Origin of the sequence: Micromonospora sp. WMMD980, from assembly GCF_029626035.1 — a bacterium.
GTDB lineage: Bacteria > Actinomycetota > Actinomycetes > Mycobacteriales > Micromonosporaceae > Micromonospora.
On record NZ_JARUBE010000003.1, the window covers coordinates 1,627,689 to 1,650,983 of the forward strand.

Here is a 23,295-nt window from a genome sequence, read left to right on the forward strand (position 1 = left end):
AAGAAAGGAACCGGCCCGTGGCCCTCACCACGGCGCCCGGCCGGACCCCCCGGACCGGACCGGTCGGCCCCCGCCCCACGCGGCGCGGGGCCGGCCGGGCCCGGTACGGCGAGGGCCTGGCGGGGTACGTCTTCCTCTCGCCCTGGCTCATCGGACTGATGGGCATCACGGCGATCCCGATGCTGCTCTCCCTCTGGTTGAGCTTCACCGACTACGACATCCTCACCCCGCTGTCGGAGGTGCGCTGGGTCGGCCTGGACAACTACGAGCGGATGTTCACCGCCGACCCGTCGTACTGGCACGCGGTGCGGGTCACGCTGACGTTCGCGCTGGTCGCCGTGCCGCTGAAGTTGGCCGCCGCGCTCGGCGTCGCGCTGCTGCTCAACCGCACCTGGCGCGGCGTCGGGCTGTTCCGCGGCCTGTTCTACCTGCCGTCGCTGCTCGGCGGCAGCGTCGCGCTCGCCATCGTCTGGGTCAGCATGTTCAACCGGGACGGCGCGTTCAACTCGTTCCTCGCCCTCTTCGGCGTCGAGGGCCTGCCCTGGGTCAGCGACCCGGACTGGGCCCTGCAGACGCTGATGGTGCTGGCGATCTGGCAGTTCGGCGCGCCCATGGTGATCTTCCTGGCCGGGCTCAAGCAGGTCCCCACCGAGCTGTACGAGGCGGCGGCGGTGGACGGCGCCGGGGCCTGGCGGCGGTTCCGGGCGGTCACCCTGCCCATGCTCTCCCCGGTGATCTTCTTTAACCTGGTGCTGGAGACCATCCACGGCTTCCAGGGCTTCACCGCCGCGTTCGTGCTCAGCAACGGCACCGGCGGCCCGGTCGACTCCACCCTGATGTACACGCTCAAGCTCTACATCTCCGGCTTCACCGACCTGGAGATGGGCTACGCCTCGGCGATGGCCTGGGTGTTCCTGCTCGCCATCGCGCTCGTCACGGCCGTCTTCTTCAGCACCGGCCGGTTCTGGGTGCACTACTCGGACGGAGACGACTCATGACCGCCGTGCCCGCCGCGCGGGTCCGCCGTCGCCCGGGCAACCGGCAGGCGCTGCGGCTGCTGGTCCTCGTGGCGATCGTGGCGGTGGTGCTCTACCCGCTGATCTGGATGCTCGGCACCTCGGTCAAGTCGCAGGCCGAGATCGTCAACAACATCGGCCTGCTGCCGGAGGAGTTCACCCCCGGCAACTACGTGGAGGGCTGGACCAACTTCGACGTCGGCTTCGGCCGGTTCTTCCTGAACAGCGCCATGGTCAGCCTGCTCACCGTGGTCGGCAACGCGCTGTCCTGCCTGCTCGCCGCGTACGCTCTCGGCCGACTGCGGTTCCGGCTGCGCCGGATGTGGTTCATCATCATGATCGGCACCCTGCTGCTGCCCGGGCACGTGCTGATCGTGCCGCATTACATCCTGTTCCGCAGCCTCGGCCTGGTCGGCGGCGACTGGCCGTACCTGCCGCTGCTCATCCCGCACTTCCTCGCCACCGAGGCGTTCTTCGTCTTCCTGATGGTGCAGTTCATGCGCGGCATCCCGCGCGAGCTGGACGAGGCCGCCAAGATCGACGGCGCCACCCCGTACGGCGTCTTCCGGCACGTGATCCTGCCGCTGAGCCGTCCCGCGCTGGTCACCACCGCGATCTTCTCGTTCATCTGGACCTGGAACGACTTCTTCCGGCAGCTCGTCTTCCTGTCCACGCTGGAGGACTACACCGTGCCGGTGGCGCTGACCCTGTTCATCGACTCGACCAGCCAGAGCGCGGTCGGCCCGATGTTCGCCATGTCGGTGCTGTCGCTGCTGCCGGTGTTCCTGTTCTTCCTCGCCTTCCAGCGGATGCTCGTCGAGGGCATCAACACCAGCGGGTTGAAGGGATGACCGCCGAGCGCCCCCGCCGGGACTGGCGGGACACCGTGGCCGAGGCGGCCGACCTGGCGCTGCTCGGCCTCGTCGTGGCGGTGGCCGCGCTGCCGGTGCTCACGCTCGCCCCGGCCGTCGCCGCCGCGTCCGCCGCGCTGCACGACCGGTCGGTCACCGGGAGCTGGCCGCCGGCCCGGACCAGCCTGGCCCGGTTCGCCCGAGGGCTCCCGGCGGGAGCGGCGGTCAGCGCCGTCGCGCTCGCCGTCGCCGCGCTGCTCGCCGCCGACCTGCTCGCGCTGGCCACCGGCCGGGTGCCCGGCCGGTGGCCAGCGCTCGCGGTCACCGCCGTCGTGGTCGCGGCCCTGCTCGGGTACGCGGGCCTGGTCGCCGTCGCGGTCGGGCGCACCGAGGGCCGGGGCTGGCGGTCCGCCGCCCGGCACGTGACCGGCACCTGCCTGCACCGGCCCGGCGTCTGGGCCGCCGCCGCCGGGACCTGCGCCCTGGCCACGGTGCTGACCGCGCTGGTCACGCCGGTGGCGGTGCCGATCCTCGGCGGATACGCCCTGGCCGCGCTGCACGCGGTCGACGGCCGCCGCCTGTCGCGTGCCGCCGGACCGGCGGAGGTGCCGGCACCGCTGCGGCCGGAGGCGTCATGACCGGCCGTACCCGCGCCGCCGCCTCCGCTACCGGCCCCGTCGAGCCCGGTGACCGCGCGCCGGGTGGCGCCGCCGCTGCCGAACCCGGTGACCGCGCGCCGGATGGCGCCGCCGCTGCCGAGCCCGGCGAGGAGCGCCTGGTGGTGGCCGGCGTCGAGGTGGCCCGTTACGTGGTCCGGCCGGACCTGGACCCCCGGCACGGTCCCCGGCCCTACCTGCACCCGGTGCGGACCCGCGCCGGCATTCCGGTCACCGACGTGCTTCCCGCCGACCACGTCTGGCACCTCGGCGCGTCCCTGGCCGTGCCGGACGTCGACGGCGCGAACCTCTGGGGCGGCCGCACCTACGTGCGCGGCACCGGCTACACCTGGCGCGACGACCACGGCGTCATCGTCCACACCGGCTGGCGGGAACGGGCCGTCGACCGGCTCGACCACGACCTGGAATGGCGGGACACCGACGGCCGGCCGCTGCTGCGCGAACACCGCCGGCTCACCGCCTCCCCGGCCGGCGACGACGCCTGGTGGCTGACGCTGTCCAGCACGCTCGCGTCCGCCACCGGCGCCGACGTCCACCTGGGCAGCCCGGCCACCAACGGCCGCCCCGGCGGCGCCGGCTACGGCGGATTCTTCTGGCGAGCGGTCGCCGACGCCGAACCCCACGTCTGCACCGGCGAGGCGACCGGTGAGGAGGCGGTCAACGGCTCGGCCGCGCCGTGGCTGGCGCTCACCGGCACCGCGCCGGGCGGCGGCGCGTACACGTTGGTGTTCAGCGGCCTGGGTCCGGGCGACCGCTGGTTCGTCCGCACCGCCATGTACCCGGGCGTCTGCGTCGCGTACGCCTTCGACCGGCCGGCGGTGGTCGCCGCCGGCACGCCCCGCCGCAACCGGCACCGGGTGCTCGTCGTCGACGGCCACCTCGACCCGGCGGCCGTCCCGACCCGGCTGGCGTCGCCGTGAGCGCGAGGAGTGAGCCGGGTTTGCGAGCCCCGCAGTCGCGAACGAAGGGGTCGGCGTGAGCGCGAGGAGTGAGCCGGGTTTGCGAGCCCCGCAGTCGCGAACGAAGGGGTCGCCGTGACCGGGCCGGAGGTCGCCTGCGTGGGGGAGACCATGGTGGTGCTCACCCCCGACGGCGGCGGCCCGCTGCAACACGCCACCCGCCTCCTGGTCGGCGTCGGCGGCGCCGAGTCGAACGTGGCGATGGGACTGGCCCGGCTCGGCCACCGCGCCGCCTGGGTCAGCCGGGTCGGCGACGACCCGTTCGGCCGTCGGATGGTCGCCGAGATCGCCGCCGCCGGGGTCGACGTCGACCTGGTCACCGTCGACCCGTCCGCCCCGACCGGCGTCTACCTCAAGGATCCCGGTCCGGCCGGCACCCGGGTCCACTACCACCGGGCCGGGTCGGCGGCGAGCCGCCTCGGCGCGGCGGACCTCGCCGACGCGCGGCTGGCCGGGGTGCGGCTGATGCACCTGTCCGGGATCACCGCCGCGCTCTCCGACTCCTGCCGGGACCTGCTCGCGCACGCGCTGGGCGGGCGGGTGGCGCCCGGGGCCCGGGTCACCTTCGACGTGAACCACCGACCGGCGCTCTGGCCCGCCGACCGGGCCGGACCGGCGCTGCGGGAGCTGGCCGACCGCGCCGACGTGGTGCTCGTCGGGCAGGACGAGGCCGACACGCTGTGGGGCGCCGCCGATCCGATCGCCGTGCGCGACCTGCTGCCCGGGCCGGAACTGGTGGTGGTCAAGGACGGGGCGGTCGGCGCGACCGCGCTGGCGCGTACCGGGCCGGCGGTCTTCGTGCCGGCGCTGCCGCTGGACGTGGTGGAGTCGGTCGGCGCCGGGGACGCGTTCGCCGCCGGATTCCTCGGCGGTCTGCTGCGCCGGGTCGACCTGAGATCCTGTCTGCGCCTGGGTCACCTCACCGCGGCGCCGGTGCTGGCCGCGTCGGGCGACAACGCGCCACCGCCGGACCCGGCGCGGATCGCCCGGGCGCTGGCGCTGACCGACCGGGACTGGGCGGCGCCGGGACGGCGTCACGACGGAGGGAGCGGCACATGACCGGGCACGACTTCGCACCGCTGTTCGGCGACGCGCGGGTGATGGTGATCCTGCGTGACCTGCCGCCGGAGGAGACGGTCCGGCTCGCGGAGCTGGCCTGGGATCTCGGCATCGACGTGGTGGAGGTGCCCATCCGGACGCCGGGCGCGGTGCCCGCGCTGCGCGCCGCCGCCACGGCCGGACGGCGGCGGGACCGGCTCGTCGGCGCCGGCACGGTCCGCACCCCCGCCCAGGTCCGCCAGGCGGTCGGCGCCGGCGCGGCGTTCACCGTCGCGCCCGGCCTGGACCTGACGGTCGCCGACGCGGCGCGCAGCTACGGACTCCCGCACCTGCCCGGCGTGGCCACCCCCACCGAGGCGCAGCAGGCGCTCGACCACGGCCTGGTCTGGCTCAAGGCGTTCCCGGCGGTCAGCCTCGGCCCGGCCTGGTTCCGGGCGGTCGCCGGTCCGCTCCCGGAGGCCCGGTTCGTGGCCACCGGCGGCATCGACGCCGGCAACGCGGGCGACTTCCTGGCCGCCGGCGTGCGGGTGGTGGCGGTCGGCTCGGCGCTCACCGACCCGGCGCAACTGCCGCGCCTGGCCGAACTCGCCGGTGGTCGTCCGGTCAGGTGACCGTGCGACCGGACGTGGTCACCGTGGTGCGCACCGCCTTGACGATCGCCGGGATCGAACCGACCAGCAGCACCAGCGCCCAGATCAACGCCACCACGGCGAACACCACCGCGCCGAGGTCGTCGAGGATGCTGACCAGGATCACCGGCAGCAGGCCGTGCAGGAGCTGGAGCACCACCGTGCACAGCAGCGTGGTCAGCGCCAGCAGCACCAGGCCCTTGTTGCGCAGGAAACGCGGCTGGGCGGCCAGCAGCAGCCCGCCCCAGACCAGCTTGAGCAGCAGCACCAGGCCGAGCAGCACGGCCGCGTCACCGACCGGGAAGAACCCCCACACCGCCAGGTAGGCGAGCGTGCCGAACGGGGGCGCCAGGAACAGCGAGACCATGACGGTCAGCTCGACGAACGCGACGATCAGCAGGACCAGCGACACCAGCAGCAGCACGACCGAGAAGACCAGTGTGGCCACGCCCTGCACCCGGCCCTGCACCCGGTCGGGCAGCACCAGGCTCAACGCGAACAGCCCGGTGGTCCAGAGCGCCACCACGTCGATCAGCGCCAGGTAACCGGTGCCCCGCCCGGACGGCTCGGCCACCCCACCCACGTCGCCCAGTTCGACGCCGAGCTGGCCGGCGCTGTCGCGCAGCGCGGAGCCCGCGTCCCCGCCGCCGGTCAGCGCCGCCGCGCCCAGCTCCACGGCGACCACCAGCGCGATCGCGAACAACGCCAGCAGCAGGAACGGTTTCCGCAGCTCACCCATGTCGCGCCTCCATGTCGGCGGGCCCGGTCAGGACCGGGCGACCGTGACCGTGCACCCGCCACCTCCCGGGCACCGCAGGACCACCTCGGTCTCCCGGTCCACCGCCACCTTCGCCACCGTCGCGCCGTCCGGCCCGGCGGTGACCTCGTCGGTGACCGTGACGTCCGCGTCGCCGGGGGCGCGGGCCGTCACCTCGAACGGCGTCGTGCCGCGCAGCACCAGCGTGCGCAGCGTGCCCGGGTCGGCGACCCGCAGCCGGCAGGTGGCGCCGAAGCCGACCACCACGCCGTCGGCGGTGCTGGTCGGTGCGGCGGCCGGCGGCACGCACGCCACGGTCACCGTCGCCGGGTCCACCGCCCCGGCGCCGCGTCCGAGCCGGGCCAGCGGACCCGGCCCGGACGCCGGATCGCCCGGGTCGGCGCGCCGCCCGGCCACCGCCACCACCCAGAGCACCACCAGCAACACGGCCAGCGCGACCAGCAGCACCTTCTGCCGACCGCTCACGGTGCCCTCCTGGTTCGCGACTGCGGGGCTCGCCACACCGGCTCACTCCTCGCGCTCACGGTGCCCTCCTGGTTCGCGACTGCGGGGCTCGCAACACTGGCTCACTCCTCGCGCTCACGGCCGGTCGGCCGGGGTGAAGCGGACCAGGTCCACCCCGGCGAAGTAGGAGTCGGTGCCCTGGGTCTTGCTCACCGCCACCAGCGTCAGCTCGTGCGCGCCCCGGGTCAGCTCCAGCGTGGCCACCTCCGCCTCGTCCGTGGTGGCCACGGTCGGGCTGAAGCCGAGGAACGTGTCGCCGATCTGCCTGCCGTCGACCAGCCAGATGGTGTTCGCGTAGTCGGGCGCGGTGGTGCGCACCGTGGAGAACCGCCAGGTGCCGTCCGACGGCAGGTCCACCCGCACGGTCACCCGGTCGCCGACCGCCCGTCCGAGGAAGAAGAGCTGCCGGTCGCCGGACCAGGTCACGCCGCAGCAGTTGTCCTGCGCCACCACCGCCGCCTTGGCGGCGGTCTTCGAGGTGACCTCGGCGCCGGCGACGAGCGTCTCCGCCTCCACCGTCACCGGCCGGGCCTGCGGCGTCGGCGGGGTGTCCGGCCCGCGGGTCACCAGCCACACCACCACGCCGGTCACCACCAGCAGCAGCACCGCCGCGGCCGCCAACCACGGCCACGGCGAGCGCTTCGGCGCCACCACCGCCCGCACGTCGTAGGTGACCCGGCCACTGGAGCGGGAACTCTCCTCCGGAGCGGTGTTCGCCGAGTACGCGAACCCGGTCATGTCGTAGCGCCGGGGCGGGGTGCCGGGCGGTACGACGAGCCGGACCAGGACCGACACCGACCCCTGCCCGGGCACCACCCGCTGCGGCTCGGCCACCGTGAACCAGGCGCGTTGGCTGCCCTCGCCCGGCGCGACGTCGAACACCACGGTGTCCGGCGCCGCGCCGGGGTTCGACACGGTGAAGGTCAGCTCGCCGACGTTGCGGGCGTCCAGGGTGAACTGCTCGGCGGCGGCGACGACGGTCCATTCGGTGGTCATGACGGCTCCTCGGGCGGATCGTGGGGCGGGGGCACGTGCGCCCGGCCGACCGCGCGCACCGGCCCGGCCGGCGGCGGCGTCGGGTCGACCGGGGGCGGCGTCGGGTCGGCCGGCGACGGCGGCACGGGCTCGGCCGGGGTCGGCGGCACGGGCTCGGCGGGGGTCGGCGGCACCGGCTCGGCGGGGGTCGGCGTCGGCTCGGTCGGCGGCGGGGAATCGGCGGGCGGGTCGGCGTCGGCGGCGACCACCTCGACGGTGACCGCGGCCGGCTTCTCCGCCTCGACGATCCGGCTGACCAGCGCCAGCCGGTCCGCGGCGGCCGGCGGCACGCGGACCACCAGGTGGAACGGCCGATCGGCCGGCTCGTCGAGCACGAACCCGGTCGCCCCGGTGGCCAGCTCCAGCGCGGTGCGCATCCCGTACGGCGTGCCGCGCCAGCGGGCCAGCAGCGCGCCGTGCGCGACCAGGTCACGCAGTCGGCCCAGGGGCAGCGGCAGTGGCGCGTCCGCGCGCGGCGCGGCCACCACGTGGTCCATCGCCACCCAGCGGGTCAGGTACGCCACGAACCCGTCCGGCGTCCGGTACGGCCCGAACAACGCGTCGACGTCGGCGAGCACCGCCTCGTCCGGGGCGTGCAGCGCCTCCATCACGTCCAGCAGCGCGCCCAACACGCTGCCCGGGCCGGCGGCCCGCTGGTAGGCGGCCGGCAGCAGCCGCTCAATCGCCGTTCGGCGCATCCTGCCGCACCACCTCGATGTCGTGCTCGCCGGAGCAGAGCAGCCAGGTGCCGGGGACGGTGACCACGTCGGCGGTGGCCTGGTTGGCGCTGGCCGTCCAGTCCTCGCCGTCGCCGCTGCGGTAGACGCCACGCTCGCCGCCGGCCAGCACCAGCCGGTCGCCGGCCGCGGACGGCGCGGTCGCGGCGATCGCGTCCACCGGGGAGAACCGGGTCCGGTCGCGCAGCGGCAGGCCGCAGTTGACCATCACCGGCCGCCACTGCGGCTGCCCGGTGAGGGTGTCCAGCCGGACCACCCCGCCGCTCTGCGTGGCGGCCAGCGCCAGCGGACCGCTGAACGCCAGGTCCCGGCAGGTGCCGCCGATCCAGCCGGCGGCCATCGACTGCCACTGCACGTCCGACTCGAACAGCCGGGTCCGGTGGCAGCCCTGCCCGGGTTTCTTCGGGTCCGGCTCGCCCGCGCCGCACCACAGCAGCGTGGCCGGGCCGTCGTACTGCACGGCGAGGACCCGGTTGTCCACGTTGGCCAAGCCGACGTGGGCGAACGTGCCGGGGCGGCCGGCCGCGGTGGACAGGTAGACACCGAAGCCGGCCTGCGCGGCGACCGCCACCCCGGGCGCGCCGCGCTCGGAGACGAACGATCGCACCGCGTAGAAGCCCCGGTCGGCGTCGGCCGGGTCGACCAGGATCTGCAACGGCACCGCACCGGGCAGCAGCGGCACCTCGTAGAGGCCGGCGTCGGTGGCCAGCAGCAGCGCGCCGGTGCCGTCCCGGTCGATCCAGGCCAGGTCCCGCACGCCGGCCGCCAGGTCGGTGAGCAGCGTCCAGCTCTCGCCCAGGTCGGTGCTGAGCCGCACCCGGGAGCCGCCGGCGTCGCGGGCGGTCACCACCGCCACCGAGCCTGCCCGGGGCACCACGCCGGGGCGCACCGGAGCGGGCGCCGGCGCGACCCGCACCACCGTCTCGCCGGCGAACCGGCCGGCCGGCTCCCAGCCCGCCCCGGCGTCGGTCGAGCGGAACAGCACCGGCCCGCGCCCCGCGTACCAGGTGTCCGGCTGGTACTGGTCCACGGCGAGGGTGCGGACCTGCGCGTCCGGCGCCTCGTCCACCACGAAGCGCACCGACTCGACGTACCGCACGCCCGGCTCGGCGTGCTCCAGCATCCGGTAGACGTTGGAGGCGCGCAGCGGCTCGCCGAACGCCCAACCGGTCGGGTTGAGCGGGGTGGGCAGCGGGCTCAGCGTCTGGTGCAGCCGGTCGTGGATGCGGCGGCGGACCGCGTCCACGTCCTCCTCGCGGCGCACCACCACCCGGGCCCGCACCGAGACCGCCTTGTAGCGCGCCCAGCCGGCCCGCACCCCGGTGCCCAGCGCGCGCCGCCGCTCCAGGTCGGTCTCGACCCGGCGGCGCGCCTCCTCCACCTCGTGCTCGCGCAGCACCGCCACCGGCAGCCGTCCGCCGGGGCGGGCCGCCTCCGGCACGTACGGCACCAGCACCACCTCCACCTCGCCGGGGCGGGCGAAGCTGTAGACCGCGGCGCGGGTGAACGCGCGCGCCCGGGCCACCGCGCCGGAGCCGGTGGCGAGGATCTCGAAGTCCCGGGCGGTGACCGCGCGTTGCTGGGCGAAGAACTCGTACGGCCCGCGGGCCAGCACCGACTCCAGCGACTCCAGCTCCCGCCCACCGGTGGCCGGTAGCGGGTTGTCCACCTTCAACCCGGGCAGCGGGTCGCGCAGGCTGGTCAGCACGCCGGCGGCCACGTTCCCGGCCGGCCCCCCGCCGCACCGGTACCACAACCGCACCTGCCGCCCGGCCGGCGGGACCGCCGCCACCGTGGTCGCCCCGGCCGCCCCCTCGACGGCCGGCGCGCTCCCCGGCCCGGTGTCCGGCCCGTCCGCGACCGGGCGCAGATCCAGCGCCGGGGCGAACGTGACCACCCCGGACGCCCGGTCCACCAGGTAGACCTTGGCCTGCGGGCCCAGGCCGGCGAAGCTGTCCACCGGCCGCCAGATCTCGTACGTGCGGCCCTCGTACTCGCGGGCGGCGGCGCCCAGCTCCACCGAACCGGCCGGCACCTCCACCCCGAGCAGCAGGTCCAGCGCCTCGGTGGTGCGGGTCAACGGCGCGCGGGCCGCCCGGAACGTCTGCCCGGGCTGGCCGGTGCCGGCGCCCAGCAGCTCCGCCTCGACCGGCTCGCAGTGGTGCACCCGTACCGTCACCTCGGTCTCGCCGGCGGGCAGCACCACCGGCTCGGTGGTCACGAAGACGACCGGCCGGGGGTCGGCGCCGCGAGCCGCGGCGACCCGGGTTCCGGCCGGCACCCGCACCGCGCCGCGGTCCGCGCCGGCGCGGGTCAGGCGCACGTCCGCCCAGGCCGCCGCCGGTGGGTGCCGGACCGCGCCGAGCAGGTTCAGGAACGCCACGTACGCCTTCTCCGGCAACTGGTTCAGCCGGTAGATCATCACCTCGGTCAGGTAGGCGAACGCCTCGACCAGCGCCATCCCCGGATCGTGCGCGGACAGGTCAGTCCAGTCCGGGCAGGAGCGGCGGATGCGGTCCCGCGCCTCGGTCACCAGGTCGAGGAAGGCGCGGTCGTCCAGGTGCGGCACCGGCAACGTCATGGCGTGACCTCCTCGCCCGGCCGGTCGCCGGGGTCGTCGTCGGGCGGCAGCAGGTCGACGGAGAACACCAACTGGCCAGGGGAGAGGCTGGCCCGCACCCGGTAGTCCAGCCGGATCACCAGCCGCCACGGGTCGTCCGGGTCCGCCCCGGCGTCCACGTCGAGCACCTCGATCCGCGGCTCCCAGCGCCGGATCGCCTGCCGCACGTAGTGGATCGCCAGCCCGGCGGTGGTGTCGTCGTTCGGCGCGAAGACCAGCCGGTGCAGTCGGGAGCCGTAGCCGGGACGCATCAGCCGCTCGCCCGGGGTGGTGGAGAGCAGCAGGTACAGCGCCTGGCGTACCGTCTCGTCGCCCTCGGTCATGGCCAGGCCGCCGGCGGCGGTCAGCGCGAGCCCACCGGCGCGACCGGCGTCGAAGCCGGCGCCGACGAAGCGGAAGGCCCTCACCGGTCCGCCCCCAGGAACATCTGCCGTGGGTCGCGGACCTGGTGGTGCACGGTCCCCGGCGGGGTGCCGTCGGTCAGACCGTCCAGGTGCGACAGCACCACCGGTTGCCGGTCCACCCGCAACCAGGCGCTGCAGCCCACGGTCACGGTCATCGTGTGCAGGCAGGGTTTGATCGTCGGGCCGTAGTTCGGGCAGGCGGTGATGTCGCGTCCCTCCGGGTCGGGCCGCACCAGCACCGGCACCCCCCGTACGGTGACCCACCGCTGCGACGGACGGTTCGCCACCCGCCCGTCGTGGCCGCAGGTGATCAACGAGTCGCGGTGGATCCAGCGCATCAGCCACCTCCGGAGGAACGGGCGAGGGTACGGGCCTGGGCGGCGGCGGTCTCGGCGTCCTCGGCCGCCGGGGCGTGCAGGAAGTCGACGGTCTTCGCGCGCACCACCATGGCCCGCCCCGGCGCGGAGAGCACCAGGTCGCCGGCGGCGTGCACGGTGGTCAGCTCGGGGCGCAGCTCGACGAAGCTGCCCACGTCGGTGGCCAGTCGCAGCGTGCGCCCGTCGTCGTCGATGACGATCGACTGGCCGGTGCCGGTGCGCATCGACCACCGCCGGGACCGGCCGGAGACGATCCCCGCGTCGTACGGCTCCACCGCGCCGAACAGCGAGCCGAGCACCACGCCCGACGCCGGTTCGCCGCCGGGCAGCGCCACCAGCACGGTGTCGTCCGGGTCGGGCAGCGCGACGATCCCCTTGCCCCGGCCGGCCCCCGGGCAGACCACGGCGAGCCAGCCGGCGTCCAGGTCCCCGTATGCGGGCAGCGTCACCCGGGCCCGGCCCAGCCCGTCGGGGTCGTCGATGTCGGTGACCGTGCCGAGCGTGACCGTCGCGGCCGGGGGCACGGCCACCGGGGGCGGCTCGGGCGGGGCGGTGGAGAACCGGGTCAGGTGGCCGTCGGCGTCCACCGTGTGCACCACCTCGGTGAGCACGTACACACCGGCCACCGGCTCCGGGACGCCGGCCAGCGTGATCCGCCGGCCCGGCCGCAACGCCGGATCCCCCTCGGCGGTGCCCTCGGCGGTGACCAGCGCGGCGACCCGCGCGTCCAGCCCGGCCTGGGCCAGCGCGGCCAGCTCGTCGTCGCTGCGCGCCGGCTGGTCCACCGCGGTGCGCACCCCGTCCGCGCCGACGTCGCCCGGCTCCGGGCGCAGCGGGATCCGCCGCCCGCTGCGTGCCTCGCCGGCCCGCTGGCCGAGCGGCTCGGCGCGTTGCGGGTGCCAGCCCAACGCGGCGCACTCCGCGCCGGCCCGGTCCAGGTTCTCGGTGATCCGTAGCGCGTGCACGGTCTCGCCGAGGGTCAGCGGCACCGGCTCGCCGTGCCCGTCGAGGGTGAGCAGCCGCAGCCGGTCGCCGTCCACACTCAGGTGCAGACCGGCCCGGCCGGCCACCTCGCGGAGCAGCTCCAGGTCGGTGTGCCGGTGCTGGAGCAGCCGGTCCAGGCGTGGCCCGTCGGTCTCGGCGGCCACGCTCAGGCCCAGCCCGGCGCACAGCTCGCCGGCCAGCTCGGCGGCCGTCACCGACTCGAACACCCGCAGCTCCTGCCGCTTGCGCAGCCGGTGCAGCGGGTCGTACGCCCGGATCCGCAGCAGCGCCGCGCCGTCACCGGCGTACGCCACCTCCACGGCGGTCACCTCGCCGGCGAACAGGGCCTCCGGGTGGCCGTCCAGGCGCACGTCGAGGTCGGCGCCGGGGCGTACCGGCGGGTCGAGGGCGCCCGCGCCGGGCGCGGTGGCGAGGGCCAGCTCGCACTGCGTCGGCAGGTCCAGCCGGGCGGCGACCCGGATCCCGCGCAGCCGGGTCGGGTCGGCCAGCGACCGGCCGTCCAGGGTCACCGTCGCGGCCCGGGTCATCGCCCGCCCCCGGGGGCGGCGCTCTGTCGTGCGGTCGGTGCGTGTGCGGTCAGCGCGTGCGCGGTCAGCGCGTGCGCGGTCGTCGTGCGGCGGGCGTCGGGGCGGTTCACGGCGTGCCTCCCGTCGTGGTGGCGGCCTCGGGTGGTGGCGCGGCGCCGCCGATCGCCGGCACCGCCAGCGCGGTGCCGGCCGGCACCGCCAGCGGGTCGGTGATCCGGTTGTGCTCGGCGAGCAGCCGCCAGCGCAGCGGCGACCCCAGTGCGTCGTGCGCGAGCAGGTCGAAGCGGACCCCGGACCAGCCCGGCTCGGTCGCGCCATCGGCGGCGGCGACCACCGCCGAGCCGGGCGCCACGGTCGGCGTGCTCGCCGCGGCCAGTTCCTCCTCGAAGCCGGCCTGGGCCGCGTCGGCGGTCTCCGCCACCCGGACCAGCCGCAACCGCAGCCAGGAACGGCGCGGCGTGCCGGTGATCGTGAACGCGTCGAACCGTTCCGCGATCGCCGCGATCACGCCCGGCACGTTCCAGGTCTTGCCCCAGACCAGCCGGACCAGCGGCGGGCGGGGCCAGCCGTGCTCGACAGTCGAGTTCTCGGCGAGCATCCACAGCGGCCGGGTCAGCGCCCGGACGTCCTCGGGGCGGGCCGGCGACTCCACGAAGTCGACGTCGAAGAGCAGGTCCAGCACCAGTTCGGTGCGCCCGCCCCCGGTGAAGACCAGCGGGTCGTCGGCCAGGCCGGCGCCGGTCAACGGCCCGTCCGGGCCGCCGCGGGGCCGGACCCCGGCCAGCCGGGTGACCTGCACGGTCTCCGGGTTGAGCAGGCAGTCGACCCGGGTGCCGGACTCGTCCACGAGGAAGGCGACGCGTTCCATCAGCCACCCGCCTGTTCCCGGTCCAGCACCGTGTCGCGCCATCCGGCGGCCCACACCGTCGACGGTCGGGGCGTCGGCTCGTCCGGCAGGGCCGGCCACCGGTCCCGGCGTACCGCGCCGGCCCCCGTCGGCCGGTGCGCGCCGGTCTCGTCCGGCAGGGCCGGCCACGGCTGGTGAAAGCCCCGACGGTCCCGGTCGTCCACAGTGGCCGTCGTCGGACGACCCCATGGCCGCTGCCACGCCGGCGCCGGCGCCGGCGTGGCAGCGCGCGCTCGGCCGGGGCCGGCGGTCCCGTGCGCGCCGTCGGCCACCATGGACCCGCGCCGGGCGGGCGCGAAGGAGAACGGGCGTACGCGGTCCCGCTCCGGCCGGCCGTCGGCTCCGGTGCCCGTCGGTCCGACCGTGGTGTCGGACCGGCCGTCGTGGCGGGGATGAACGTCGGGTGTGCCCGACCGATCACGGTCCCGGTCGAGCGGTGCCGGGCGGCGGGCCGGCCGCCCGGGCCGGGTGGTGTCGGCCGTGTCGATCGATCCGGCCCCGCCGGCCGACCCGGTCGCGCTCACGGGCCCGGTCGTGCTCACGGACCGGGTCGCACGGGCCCGGCCCGTGGCAGCGCGCGATCCTGCGGTGCCCGGTCCTGCGGTGCCGCTCGGTGCGGTGATGTCGCCGGGCCCCGATGCGCTGCCCGATCGCGACGTGCTGCCGGGTCCCCAGGTGTCGCCTGGGCTTGGCGTGCCGGCCGGTCTCGATGTGCTGCCTGGTCCGGTGCCGCCGCCCGGTCCTGTGGTGCCGCCTGCTGCTGTGATGCCGCCTGTTGCTGTGGTGCCGCCTGTTGCTGTGGTGCCGCCCGGCCTGGTGGTGCCGCCCCGCCTCGGCATGCGGCGGCGGGTCGCGGGGTCGCGCCCGGATGCCGCCGCGTCCGGAGCGGCGGCATCCGATCCGCCCCCCGCCGTGGTCCCGGACCACGCCGCCCTGAGCGCCCGACGCGCAGGGCCAGCCCACGCCCACGGCGGGTCTCGCCTCGCCGGCCCGGTCGACGTGCCGTCGAGCCACGCCGCCACGTCGTCCACCTCGCCGCGATCCGTCGGCGTCGCGGCCGTCGCGCCGGCGTCCCACCCCCCGTCCGGAGGAACCACACCACTCGACGGGAAACCTGTTCCATCCATCGGGTGGAGCTGAAGATCTTGGTGAGAATCCGCCCCCAGGGGGGTCATGTCGTACCAAGATCTCGGGCCGCGCGCGCCCCCGAACGGCCAGCGCCACCACCGCCACCCCGCCCCACCCCGTCCCGCACCGGTTCCCGTGGACCGTCCGGTGATCGAGGGTTTCGCGTCGGTCCCGGGGTCGGACCGGACGTCGACTCCGTGATCGACGCCGGCGGGGAGGTCGTGCAGGAGGCCGGGGGCGTGCGCGGCGACCAGGCGGAGCCAGTGCTCGGGCGGCTCGCCCGGCCGGCGTGGCGGCCCGGCCGGTGGAGCCGGGTGGAGAGGCGGGGCCGGCCGGTCGGAGAGGCGGTCGGCGGTGGCCCGCAGGGCGCGGGCCAGCCGGTCACGCGGTCGCCGGGGCGGCCGCACTGCCGGACTCCAGCTCCAGTCCCTCGTACGCCAGGGTCAGCGCCTCGATCGCGATCTCCTGGGAGAGGGTGTTCAGGTGGGCGCCCCGCCACCGCGTCGGCCACGCGTTGATCATGTTCCAGCGCAGCACCTCGGCGGTGCCGGCGGGGTCGAGCAGCACCACCGACACGTTGCGTCGGTTGACCGTGCCCTTCGCCGCCGCGTTCACCCAGTCCCACAGCTCGCGGGCGTTGGTCAGGCCGAAGTGCAGCGTCACCGGCGCGTACTCGACCTGCCCGGGCACGGCCCGGATGCGCTCGTTGCCGGCCTCCCGGTAGGCGAGCGACGGTATCGCCACCTCGAAGCCGCTGACCTCGGTGAAGTGTCCGTTGGTGACGCCGTTGATGAGCAGCTTGAAGTGGTACGCCCGGTACGGGTCGACGGGCGCGCCCGGCTGCGGGGTGGCCGTGGTCGGCATGTCAGCCTCCGATCGTCTCGGTCTCGGTGCCGCCGGCCCACTGGCTCAGCTTGAACACCACGAACTCCGCGGGCTTGACCACCGCGATGCCGATGTGCGCGACCACCATTCCGGCGTCGCGGACGTCGGCCGGGTTGGTCTCCTCGTCGCACTTGACGAAGAACGCCTCCTCCGGCGTGCGGCCGAGCAGCGCGCCGTCGCGCCACACCCGGGTCAGGAACGCGCCGATGTCGCGCCGGATCGAGCGCCACAGCGTGAAGTCGTTCGGCTCGAACACCATCCAGCGGGTGCCGTTGGCGATCGCCTGCTCGATGGAGATGGAGAGCCGCCGCACGTTCAGGTAACGCCACTCGCTGGCCTCGGCGGCGAGCGTACGGGCGCCCCAGAGCCGGATGCCCTCGCCGGCGAAGAACCGGATCACGTTGACGCCCTTGGGGTTCAGCACGTCGTGCTCCGGCCGGGTGACCCGGTACGCCAGGTCGACCGCGCCGCGTACCGGCTCGTTCGCCGGCGCCTTGTGCACGCCGCGCAGCGCGTCGGTGCGGGCCCAGATGCCGGCCACGTGCCCGCTCGGCGGGGTGAGCACGAGGTCTCCGCCGAGCGGGTCGCGGACCCGGATCCAGGGGAAGTAGAAGGCGGCGAAGTCGGACTGCCGGGGCCGGTCGCCGCCGCTGCCGGGCGCGTCGTCGTCACCGTCCTTCGGCGTACCCTCGGCGGGCTTGCCGGCCGACGGCTCGGCCGGCTTGGCGGGTTTGCCGGGCGTGGCGACCCGGGTGAGCCGGGAGACGTCGGCCACCTCGGGCGGCGGGTCGCAGATCGCCACCATGGTGCGCAGCCGCTCGGCCATGCTGATCAGGGCCTCGTGCGAGACCGGATCGTGGTAGCCGGGCGCGGCCAGGATGGAGATCTCGTCGATCGCCTCCAGCACCTGCAGGCCGCCGCGCCGCCCGCCGACGCCGGTGAGCTGGCCGCCCTCGCCGACGTTGACCACCCAGCAGCGGGTGCCGCCGTTGTCCAGGAAGCCGAACACGGCCCGGGCCAGCGGGGTGCTCTCCAGGTGCTCGCCGTCGGCGTAGAGGCGCAGGAACTCGGTCCAGCTGTTGACCGCCATCGGCCGGTCGACGTACGCGGCGCGGTTCGGCGCCACCCCGACGAAGGCGGCGGTGCTGGTGCCGACCGGCCCGATCGGACGGGCCCCGGAGGGCACCTCCTCGACGTAGATGCCGGGGGAGAAGTAGGTGGGCATCGATCCTCCTGGTAGGTCAGTCGGGGGCGTGGACGACGACCAGGTCGTCGCCGGCCGGGTCCAGCTCGGCGGTGTGCACGCGCCCCCGGCCGACCAACCGGATCCGCACCGGACGGTCCGGGGCGTCGGGGTCGTGCGGCACGCCGACCAGCCGGAACCGGCCGGCGGCGTCGGTCTCGGTGGCCTGGGCGGTGCCGACCAGCTCCACCCGCATCGCGGCGAGCGGCTGGTCCTGCGGACCGACCACCCGGCCGTCGAGCGTGCGCATGTCGAGCTGCCGCAGCCGCAGCGGCTGCCGCACCGGCGGCGCGGTCGGCGCCGGCCGGTCGATCCGCGCCGGCACGTCGAGCAGCAGCGCCGGCCGGGGCGCCACGCCGAGCGCCCGCCACAGCGCCGGGTCACCGGCGTCGAGCACCAGCTCCGGCCGGCCGGAGCCGGTGGTGGCCGCGGCGAGCACCCGGTCCAGCGCCGGCAGCGCCGCCGGCCCGCCGCCGCTGACCAGCAGCCGGACCACGAACCGGTACGGCTCGCGTGCCGCGCCGCCGGTCGCGGTCTGCCGGGCCGGTCGCAGGTCCAGCGGCCAGACCGTGAGGCCGCCGCCCGGGTCGTCACGCGGCGGGCCGACCGGGACGGGCTGACCCGCCGCCCCAGCCAGCCAGGACGTGACGTCCGCGACGGCCGCCTCGATCGCACCGGTCATCGCGGCGGCGTCCCCTGGATCCGGTACGCGATGGCCTCGTTCCAGACGTGCGGGTAGACGCCGATCTCGAAGTAGCGGGTGCACCGGTTGATCGGCGCGTTCGTGTGGTCGTGCCAGAGCAGCCACACCGGGGCGATGGTGAACAGCGCGTAGTTGAGCGCGACCAGCGGCAGGTAGAGCGGCCCGAGCAGCCGGGCCTGGAACACGTGCACGTCCTCGTGGCGCTGGCTGCCCGGGCTGGACCCGGCGCAGACCGTGCCGATGGTGGTGGCGTAGCGGGGTGAGACGCCCTCGACCACGTTGACCCGGCCGCTGCCGGCCGACACGACCCGGTCGAGCTGGTGGCCGAAGACCAGGTGCAGGGCCAGGTAGAGCGCGCCGGTGAACGTGTTGAGCAGGCTCCACGTGTGGTCGACCACGAAGAGGAAGATCCCCTTCGCGTCGGCGCCGTAGGTGCCGGCCGAGGCGGTCGCCCAGCCGAACGGGCCGCCGACGAGCAGGCCGACGACCGCGCCGACCAGCAGGCCGACGGTGCCGGCGGCGAGCTGCCCGAGAACGGCGCCGAAGACGATCTGGACGGCGGCGCTGAGGATGCCGAAGACCATGACGGTCACCTCTCTCAGACCCAGGAGCGGACGAAGCGGGGCTCGCGCCCCTGGGCGAGCTGGGTCGGCGACGCCTGCGTCGCCTGCCGGTTGCCCGGGGGCAGTTGGTTGATGCCGAGCGCGGCCGAGAAGATGACCAGGCCGTTGAAGAACGCGATGATCCACTTTTCCGGTCCGGCCCCGTCGGCGAACGCGGCGGTCAGGTAGGAGAGCAGGAGCGCGAAGCCCAGCGCGATCCACTTGCGCGCCTTGTCGCCGCTCGGCCCGATCAGGCCGCCGATGACGTTGGTGGCGAGCAGGGTGGCGGCGCTGGCGCCGGTCAGACTGCCCAGTGCGGCCCAGGTGAAGAGATCGTTCACGGCGATCCCCCTTTTCAGACGGTGCGGTGGTGCGGCCTCGGGTGGGGATGGTGCGGCGGCCGGTGGCGGTGGCCACGGGATCCGCCCGGTCGGTGGTGGGCCGGCGGGCTGTCGCCGGTGATCGGGGCCCGGCCCGACGCCCCGCCGACGCTGGCCGGGGCCGGACCGGTGGAACTCAGACCGGCGGGCCGGTGGGCGGTGCCGGCGCGCCGGACGTGGCCGGCGTCGCCGGTCCGGTGGTGGGCGCGTTCGACGGGTCGGCCGGACTCCCGCCCCGGCGGCGGCGCAGCAGCAGCACGACCACCACGGCGGCGACCAGCAGCAGCACGACCACCGCGCCGACGACCAGCAGCCAGGGGAACGAGCCACCGCTGACCACGGCGGCGGCCGCGCTGGTGGCGGGTGGCGGCGGCGCCTCGGCGACGGCTCGCAACTCGGCCGGCTTGGGCTGGTTGGCGATCACCTTCCAGCTCACCGAGCGGCCGGTTCTGGTGCCGTTGGTGTCGAGCACCCGGCCGGGGAACGTCACGGAGATCTCGAACGACATCAAGGTCATGAACGCCTGCTGGTTCCGGGGATCCTGTTCGGCCACCTTTCCGCCGTACTTCTTCGGATCCAGGGGGAGCGAGAAGCGATAGAGATCGCCATCCCGAACAAGATTCACGCTCTCGCTCGTGAATTGTGCCAGCGGCGTTCTCCGGTAGCTGATCTGAATGCCGTAGTAGTTGGGGTCCTCGTAGCGGGTCTCGGTGCCGGCGGGAAGCGTGGGAATGTTCTGCCGCAGTTCGGCGAAAGCCACCGCCACGTCCGGGTTGCGCTGTTTGAGTACGGACTTCTGCGCGGTCAGCAGGAGCTGGCCGGAGATGGTGTCGTCGGGGTTCACGGTCAACCCGAGGTTGAGCTGCATGCAGCCGCTCAGTGCCGCCACGAGGGCGAGACACACCGCGATGCTGAATATCCGGCTGCGGCGGAGTCTCGTATTCATGCGCCCAGTGTGGGTGGTCGGGGCGGGCTCTACAGTCAGCGATCAGCCGTCGCTTTGTCGCCGATCTTACCGGCGGCCGCTCCCATTCGGACGACCCCGGAAACGGGCGCGGTCGATATCCTGAAAGGTTGTCATTCCTCCGTTCCCGGCGCCGGCCGGTCCGCGACGACCGGGAGAAGAGGTCAGCCGCGGGGCTCGGTCCAAGCGGTAAAACGGTCTTCGAGGCCGGTCGGATGCCGGCCGCCGTCCAACTCGGTCAGGTCTGCGGCGGCGGCTTCCTGCAGGGTCAGGAGGTACGCCTTCAGCTCGGCCCTCCGCCCGCGGTACCTCGCCAGGAGGTTCAGCTTCGCCACCCCACACGGCCACGCGGCGCGGCAGGCGCGGCAACGCCAGGTAGGTCGGGCCGGGACATGGTCGCCGGAGCGGGGACGGTAAGGCATCAGGCGTCCGCCCTCACACGAGTGCGCCGGCACGCGGTCGGCGCTGGGACACGGGCGGCGGGGCGATCACGCGAACCCCGGCCAGCCGGAGGAACAGGGACGACGTGCGGTCGCGTTGCCGTCCGGGCCAAGCTCGTAGACATCGGCCCACAGCCAGCCGTCGTACGTCGTCCACTCCAGGACGCGGATCATCCGGACCCCGATCGGGTGGGCGAACTGCGGTGACGCCCGCCGGGTCAGGTGCAGGACGTCGCCCGCACGCAGTGGGGGCGGCTCCGGCGGCCGGCGGCGCGACGCGGTCACCGGCGGTCGCCCGGTCGCGGCAAAGACGTTGTCGCGGCCGGGGACGACAGCCAGCGCGGCGACGACAGGTTATTTCGCCGAGCCGGCGGCGGAGACGGCTGCGGGCTGGAGGTCGGCTTCTCCTCGGGCACTGCACGCTCTCCTCGCGTGAGGCGGTCACGCTGCGCGCCTTTCAACTCGCCTGGGTGCCGGGGCTGTTGCAGACCGAGGAGTATGCACGGGCCACTCTTGCTTGGGAGGCTCTGTCGCCTCATCAGGTTGACGAGTTGGTCGCCGCGCGGATCGCGCGGCAAGCCATCCTGGCCAGGGACCGACCGCCCCTGCTCATCGCCGTTGTCGACGAGTCCGCGCTTCGCCGCACCGCTACCGGTAACCGAGGCATGATGGCCAAACAGCTCAGCCACCTTGCGGAATGCGCGGCTATGCCGGCGGTACAGCTCTACGTCGTGCCCTCCTCGGCGGGCATGTACCCCGGGCTTGGCGGTCCATTCACTGTCGCCGAGATGCCAGACGGTGGACGGCTTGGACATGTCGACGGTCAAGAATCGTTAGAAGCTAGGGTCGATGTTGCCGACACGAACGTCGATCTAGGGGGACGGTTCTGATGGTACGGCGGAAGGCCCGGTCGGGGAACCAGGGCCGGTTCGACAGCAAGGACGCGCTGCTGGCCGGTGGCGTAGAGGTGCGGGCGTTGCGGTATCAGCGCGCGAGTCAGGACAAGAAGGAACAGGGCAAGAGCGTCCACGACCAGGGCGTGCTGAACCTGGCGGAGATCACGAAGCGGTCCTGGACGGACGCGGGGTCGTTCACGGACAACCACCGCTCGGCCAGCCGCCGCGCCACGAAGGAGCGGGAGCAGTTCGAGTTGTTGATCGAGCAGATCCGCGCGGGCAAGGGCGACGTGCTGGTGGTCTGGGAGATCTCCCGCAAGGAACGCGACCTCGCCGTGTTCGTGAAGATCCGCGACATGTGCCACGAGGTCGGTCTCAACTTCTGGCTCGTCGGCGGAGTGCTGTACGACCTGCGGGACAAGAACGACCGGATGATGCTCGGCTTCCAGGCGGTACAGGCCGAGTGGATGGCCGACTCGATCCGCGACAACGTGCTGCGCGGCATCGTCGGCGCCGCCGAGGCCGGTCGTCCGCACGGGAAGATCACCTACGGGTACCGGCGGATCTACGACCAGCGCACCCGCGCCCTGCTGCGTCAGGAGCCGGACACCGAGATCCGCACGGCCGTGGCGGCCGACGGGACGGTGACGCAGTACTCACGGGCGCAGGTGGTGCGGGACAACTTCCGCAAAGTCTCCGAGGGCATGCCGCTGACCGCCGTCGAGGCCGAACTCAACCGGCTCGGGATTCCCGCCTCCGAGGGAGGACTCTGGCGGCGCGGCATCCTGCGCAAGCAGGTGATGAACCCGGCCTATATCGGCAAGCGGGTGCTCCGAGGCGAGATCGTCGGCGACGGCATCTGGCCCGCACTCGTCGACGAGGAGACGTACTGGTCGGTGGTGCGGATGCTGGGCGACCCGTCGCGCACGACGACCCGGCCCGCCCGCGCGGTGCATCTGCTGTCGTACCTGGTGCGCTGCGGAATTTGCGACGGGCCGCTGTCGTCGCAGAAGGTGAACCGGCACGGCTGGACCGGGCAGGTGTACTCCTGCCTGCACAAGCGGTGCGCCGCGGTGAAGGCCGAGTTCCTGGACGAGTACGTGCAGCGCACGGTGGTGGCGTGGCTGTCGCGCCCCGACGTGTACGACATCCTCACCGCCGCCAGCGCCACCGACGAGGAAGTTGCCCACGCCCGCGCCGAAGCCCAACGGCTGCGCGGGGAGTTGGAGGACTGGCGCAAGCTGGGCGAGGAGGGCGAGGTCACCGCGATCGCCTACGCCCGCGCCGAGAAAGGCCTCCTCGCGCAGATCGCCGAGCACGAGCAACGCGCTGCCGACGCCGGGATCCCGGCCGTGCTGCGCGGGCGCATCGGTGACCAAGCGGTGCAGGCGTGGCAGGAACTTGATGACGACATCGCGGTCAAGCGGGAGATCATCCGCCTCATCGCCGACATCAAACTCCTGCGTGCCGGGTTCAAGGGCGAACGCCGCACCTTCGGCCGCCACCGCCTGGACTGGCGGTGGAAGTTTGGCCCGCAGGACCAGCGAACGGCCTGAACTCGGCGGTTGCTGAGTCAGGACATGCTGAGGGCGACTTGACCTCTGGAAAGAGTAGAGCGTCGATGGTGTCCGCCGCCCGCCCACGGGGCGGGCGGCGTGACCCCGTCGACGGAAGGTGTTCAGCTGTGCCACGCGAACGACTCAGCACCCTGGCCGTGCTGCCGGACGATGTCACCGATCCGCTGTTCTGGCGGCTCGCCTTCGACGTCGCCTCTGCACACCAACCCGACGAGCGCGGCGACTGCCGCAACCTGCGGTGCCAAGGCCAGCGCGGCATGTGCGCCGCCGCTCGCGCCGCCCGTCGTGCGATGAGCATGGCGCGGGCACCGCGGACTACCGCGCCGCACCCGCCACATGCTCGGGGCTGCGCTGCTGGGGACTCACCTAAGCGCAGCTTCGTCGGCTGGTTT

Annotated in this window: 25 protein-coding genes and 2 pseudogenes; 9 read left to right on the top strand and 18 right to left on the bottom strand. The window is 74.5% G+C overall.

From position 1 onward, the window contains the following. The first annotated feature begins 17 nt into the window (after window positions 1–17). The 6 genes from O7618_RS07865 to O7618_RS07890 all read left to right on the top strand — a co-directional run bounded on the left by O7618_RS07865 (window position 18) and on the right by O7618_RS07890 (window position 5,173). Entirely contained in the window at window positions 18–998 is a 981-nt protein-coding gene (locus O7618_RS07865; protein ID WP_278105323.1) for a sugar ABC transporter permease, read from the top strand. Then, complete coding sequence (locus O7618_RS07870) at window positions 995–1,867, top strand: carbohydrate ABC transporter permease (protein WP_278105324.1); 873 nt, start codon at window positions 995–997, stop codon at window positions 1,865–1,867. Before O7618_RS07865 ends, O7618_RS07870 begins: the two co-directional genes overlap by 4 nt. Continuing rightward, window positions 1,864–2,505 carry a hypothetical protein gene (locus O7618_RS07875; protein WP_278105325.1) on the top strand — a complete coding sequence of 214 codons (642 nt, stop codon included), beginning with the start codon at window positions 1,864–1,866 and terminating at the stop codon, window positions 2,503–2,505. Before O7618_RS07870 ends, O7618_RS07875 begins: the two co-directional genes overlap by 4 nt. Then, entirely contained in the window at window positions 2,502–3,464 is a 963-nt protein-coding gene (locus O7618_RS07880; protein ID WP_278105326.1) for a PmoA family protein, read from the top strand. Before O7618_RS07875 ends, O7618_RS07880 begins: the two co-directional genes overlap by 4 nt. A 114-nt stretch (window positions 3,465–3,578) precedes the next feature. Beyond that, a complete protein-coding gene (locus O7618_RS07885) occupies window positions 3,579–4,562 on the top strand; it encodes a sugar kinase (RefSeq protein ID WP_278105327.1) in 984 nt (327 codons plus the stop codon). Then, window positions 4,559–5,173 (top strand): bifunctional 4-hydroxy-2-oxoglutarate aldolase/2-dehydro-3-deoxy-phosphogluconate aldolase, encoded by a 615-nt coding sequence (locus O7618_RS07890; RefSeq protein WP_278105328.1) that lies wholly within the window; start codon window positions 4,559–4,561, stop codon window positions 5,171–5,173. Before O7618_RS07885 ends, O7618_RS07890 begins: the two co-directional genes overlap by 4 nt. Here O7618_RS07890 and O7618_RS07895 read toward each other — a convergent pair. The 10 genes from O7618_RS07895 to O7618_RS07940 form a co-directional block, all read right to left on the bottom strand. After that, window positions 5,166–5,930 carry a hypothetical protein gene (locus tag O7618_RS07895; protein WP_278105329.1) on the bottom strand — a complete coding sequence of 255 codons (765 nt, stop codon included), beginning with the start codon at window positions 5,928–5,930 and terminating at the stop codon, window positions 5,166–5,168. The two genes, O7618_RS07890 and O7618_RS07895, sit on opposite strands and share 8 nt — an antisense overlap. 27 nt (window positions 5,931–5,957) lie before the next feature. Next, a complete protein-coding gene (locus tag O7618_RS07900; RefSeq protein ID WP_278105330.1) occupies window positions 5,958–6,434 on the bottom strand; it encodes a hypothetical protein in 477 nt (158 codons plus the stop codon). Between the two features lie 114 nt (window positions 6,435–6,548). Continuing rightward, the gene (locus O7618_RS07905; protein ID WP_278105331.1) at window positions 6,549–7,469 is read right to left on the bottom strand and encodes a hypothetical protein; all 921 of its coding nucleotides are present in this window, start codon (window positions 7,467–7,469) and stop codon (window positions 6,549–6,551) included. Beyond that, window positions 7,466–8,206 carry a phage tail protein gene (locus O7618_RS07910; RefSeq protein ID WP_278105332.1) on the bottom strand — a complete coding sequence of 247 codons (741 nt, stop codon included), beginning with the start codon at window positions 8,204–8,206 and terminating at the stop codon, window positions 7,466–7,468. Before O7618_RS07910 ends, O7618_RS07905 begins: the two co-directional genes overlap by 4 nt. Continuing rightward, the gene (locus tag O7618_RS07915; protein WP_278105333.1) at window positions 8,187–10,826 is read right to left on the bottom strand and encodes a putative baseplate assembly protein; all 2,640 of its coding nucleotides are present in this window, start codon (window positions 10,824–10,826) and stop codon (window positions 8,187–8,189) included. Before O7618_RS07915 ends, O7618_RS07910 begins: the two co-directional genes overlap by 20 nt. Then, complete coding sequence (locus O7618_RS07920; RefSeq protein ID WP_278105334.1) at window positions 10,823–11,272, bottom strand: GPW/gp25 family protein; 450 nt, start codon at window positions 11,270–11,272, stop codon at window positions 10,823–10,825. Before O7618_RS07920 ends, O7618_RS07915 begins: the two co-directional genes overlap by 4 nt. After that, window positions 11,269–11,607 (bottom strand): hypothetical protein, encoded by a 339-nt coding sequence (locus tag O7618_RS07925; RefSeq protein WP_278105335.1) that lies wholly within the window; start codon window positions 11,605–11,607, stop codon window positions 11,269–11,271. The genes O7618_RS07920 and O7618_RS07925 overlap by 4 nt, the downstream gene beginning before the upstream one ends. Beyond that, on the bottom strand, window positions 11,607–13,178 hold the full coding sequence (locus O7618_RS07930; protein ID WP_278105336.1) for a phage baseplate assembly protein V: 1,572 nt from the start codon (window positions 13,176–13,178) through the stop codon (window positions 11,607–11,609). The genes O7618_RS07925 and O7618_RS07930 overlap by 1 nt, the downstream gene beginning before the upstream one ends. Before the next feature lie 106 nt (window positions 13,179–13,284). Next, window positions 13,285–14,046 carry a hypothetical protein gene (locus O7618_RS07935; RefSeq protein ID WP_278105337.1) on the bottom strand — a complete coding sequence of 254 codons (762 nt, stop codon included), beginning with the start codon at window positions 14,044–14,046 and terminating at the stop codon, window positions 13,285–13,287. Next, on the bottom strand, window positions 14,046–14,249 hold the full coding sequence (locus O7618_RS07940) for a hypothetical protein (protein ID WP_278105338.1): 204 nt from the start codon (window positions 14,247–14,249) through the stop codon (window positions 14,046–14,048). The genes O7618_RS07935 and O7618_RS07940 overlap by 1 nt, the downstream gene beginning before the upstream one ends. A 316-nt stretch (window positions 14,250–14,565) precedes the next feature. Between O7618_RS07940 and O7618_RS07945 the strand changes: the two genes are divergently transcribed. Further along, a complete protein-coding gene (locus tag O7618_RS07945; RefSeq protein WP_278105339.1) occupies window positions 14,566–15,225 on the top strand; it encodes a hypothetical protein in 660 nt (219 codons plus the stop codon). A gap of 369 nt (window positions 15,226–15,594) precedes the next feature. On the opposite strand, the gene O7618_RS07950 is transcribed toward O7618_RS07945, so the two are convergent. From O7618_RS07950 to O7618_RS07985, 8 genes and pseudogenes are all read right to left on the bottom strand, one after another. Next, window positions 15,595–16,077, bottom strand: a complete 483-nt coding sequence (locus tag O7618_RS07950; protein WP_091055932.1) for a phage tail protein — start codon at window positions 16,075–16,077, stop codon at window positions 15,595–15,597. 1 nt (window position 16,078) lies between these two features. Continuing rightward, window positions 16,079–17,323: a phage tail sheath subtilisin-like domain-containing protein gene (locus O7618_RS07955; RefSeq protein WP_278105340.1), complete on the bottom strand. Its 1,245-nt coding sequence runs from the start codon at window positions 17,321–17,323 to the stop codon at window positions 16,079–16,081. A gap of 16 nt (window positions 17,324–17,339) precedes the next feature. Beyond that, window positions 17,340–18,023: a carboxypeptidase-like regulatory domain-containing protein gene (locus O7618_RS07960; protein WP_278105341.1), complete on the bottom strand. Its 684-nt coding sequence runs from the start codon at window positions 18,021–18,023 to the stop codon at window positions 17,340–17,342. Then, window positions 18,020–18,628, bottom strand: a complete 609-nt coding sequence (locus O7618_RS07965) for a glycine zipper family protein (protein WP_278105342.1) — start codon at window positions 18,626–18,628, stop codon at window positions 18,020–18,022. The genes O7618_RS07960 and O7618_RS07965 overlap by 4 nt, the downstream gene beginning before the upstream one ends. Window positions 18,629–18,642: 14 nt before the next feature. Further along, window positions 18,643–18,987 carry a hypothetical protein gene (locus O7618_RS07970; RefSeq protein ID WP_278105343.1) on the bottom strand — a complete coding sequence of 115 codons (345 nt, stop codon included), beginning with the start codon at window positions 18,985–18,987 and terminating at the stop codon, window positions 18,643–18,645. Between the two features lie 175 nt (window positions 18,988–19,162). After that, window positions 19,163–19,972 (bottom strand): DUF3153 domain-containing protein, encoded by an 810-nt coding sequence (locus tag O7618_RS07975; RefSeq protein ID WP_278105344.1) that lies wholly within the window; start codon window positions 19,970–19,972, stop codon window positions 19,163–19,165. 182 nt (window positions 19,973–20,154) lie between these two features. Continuing rightward, window positions 20,155–20,325 carry a hypothetical protein gene (locus O7618_RS07980; protein WP_278105346.1) on the bottom strand — a complete coding sequence of 57 codons (171 nt, stop codon included), beginning with the start codon at window positions 20,323–20,325 and terminating at the stop codon, window positions 20,155–20,157. Window positions 20,326–20,425: 100 nt separating this feature from the next. Continuing rightward, window positions 20,426–20,676: pseudogene (locus O7618_RS07985) on the bottom strand (hypothetical protein). Window positions 20,677–20,861: 185 nt separating this feature from the next. Between O7618_RS07985 and O7618_RS07990 the strand changes: the two are divergent. After that, window positions 20,862–21,257: pseudogene (locus O7618_RS07990) on the top strand (DUF5753 domain-containing protein); the annotation flags it as partial. Between the two features lie 62 nt (window positions 21,258–21,319). After that, window positions 21,320–22,882, top strand: a complete 1,563-nt coding sequence (locus tag O7618_RS07995; RefSeq protein WP_278105348.1) for a recombinase family protein — start codon at window positions 21,320–21,322, stop codon at window positions 22,880–22,882. Window positions 22,883–23,295: the final 413 nt, after the last annotated feature.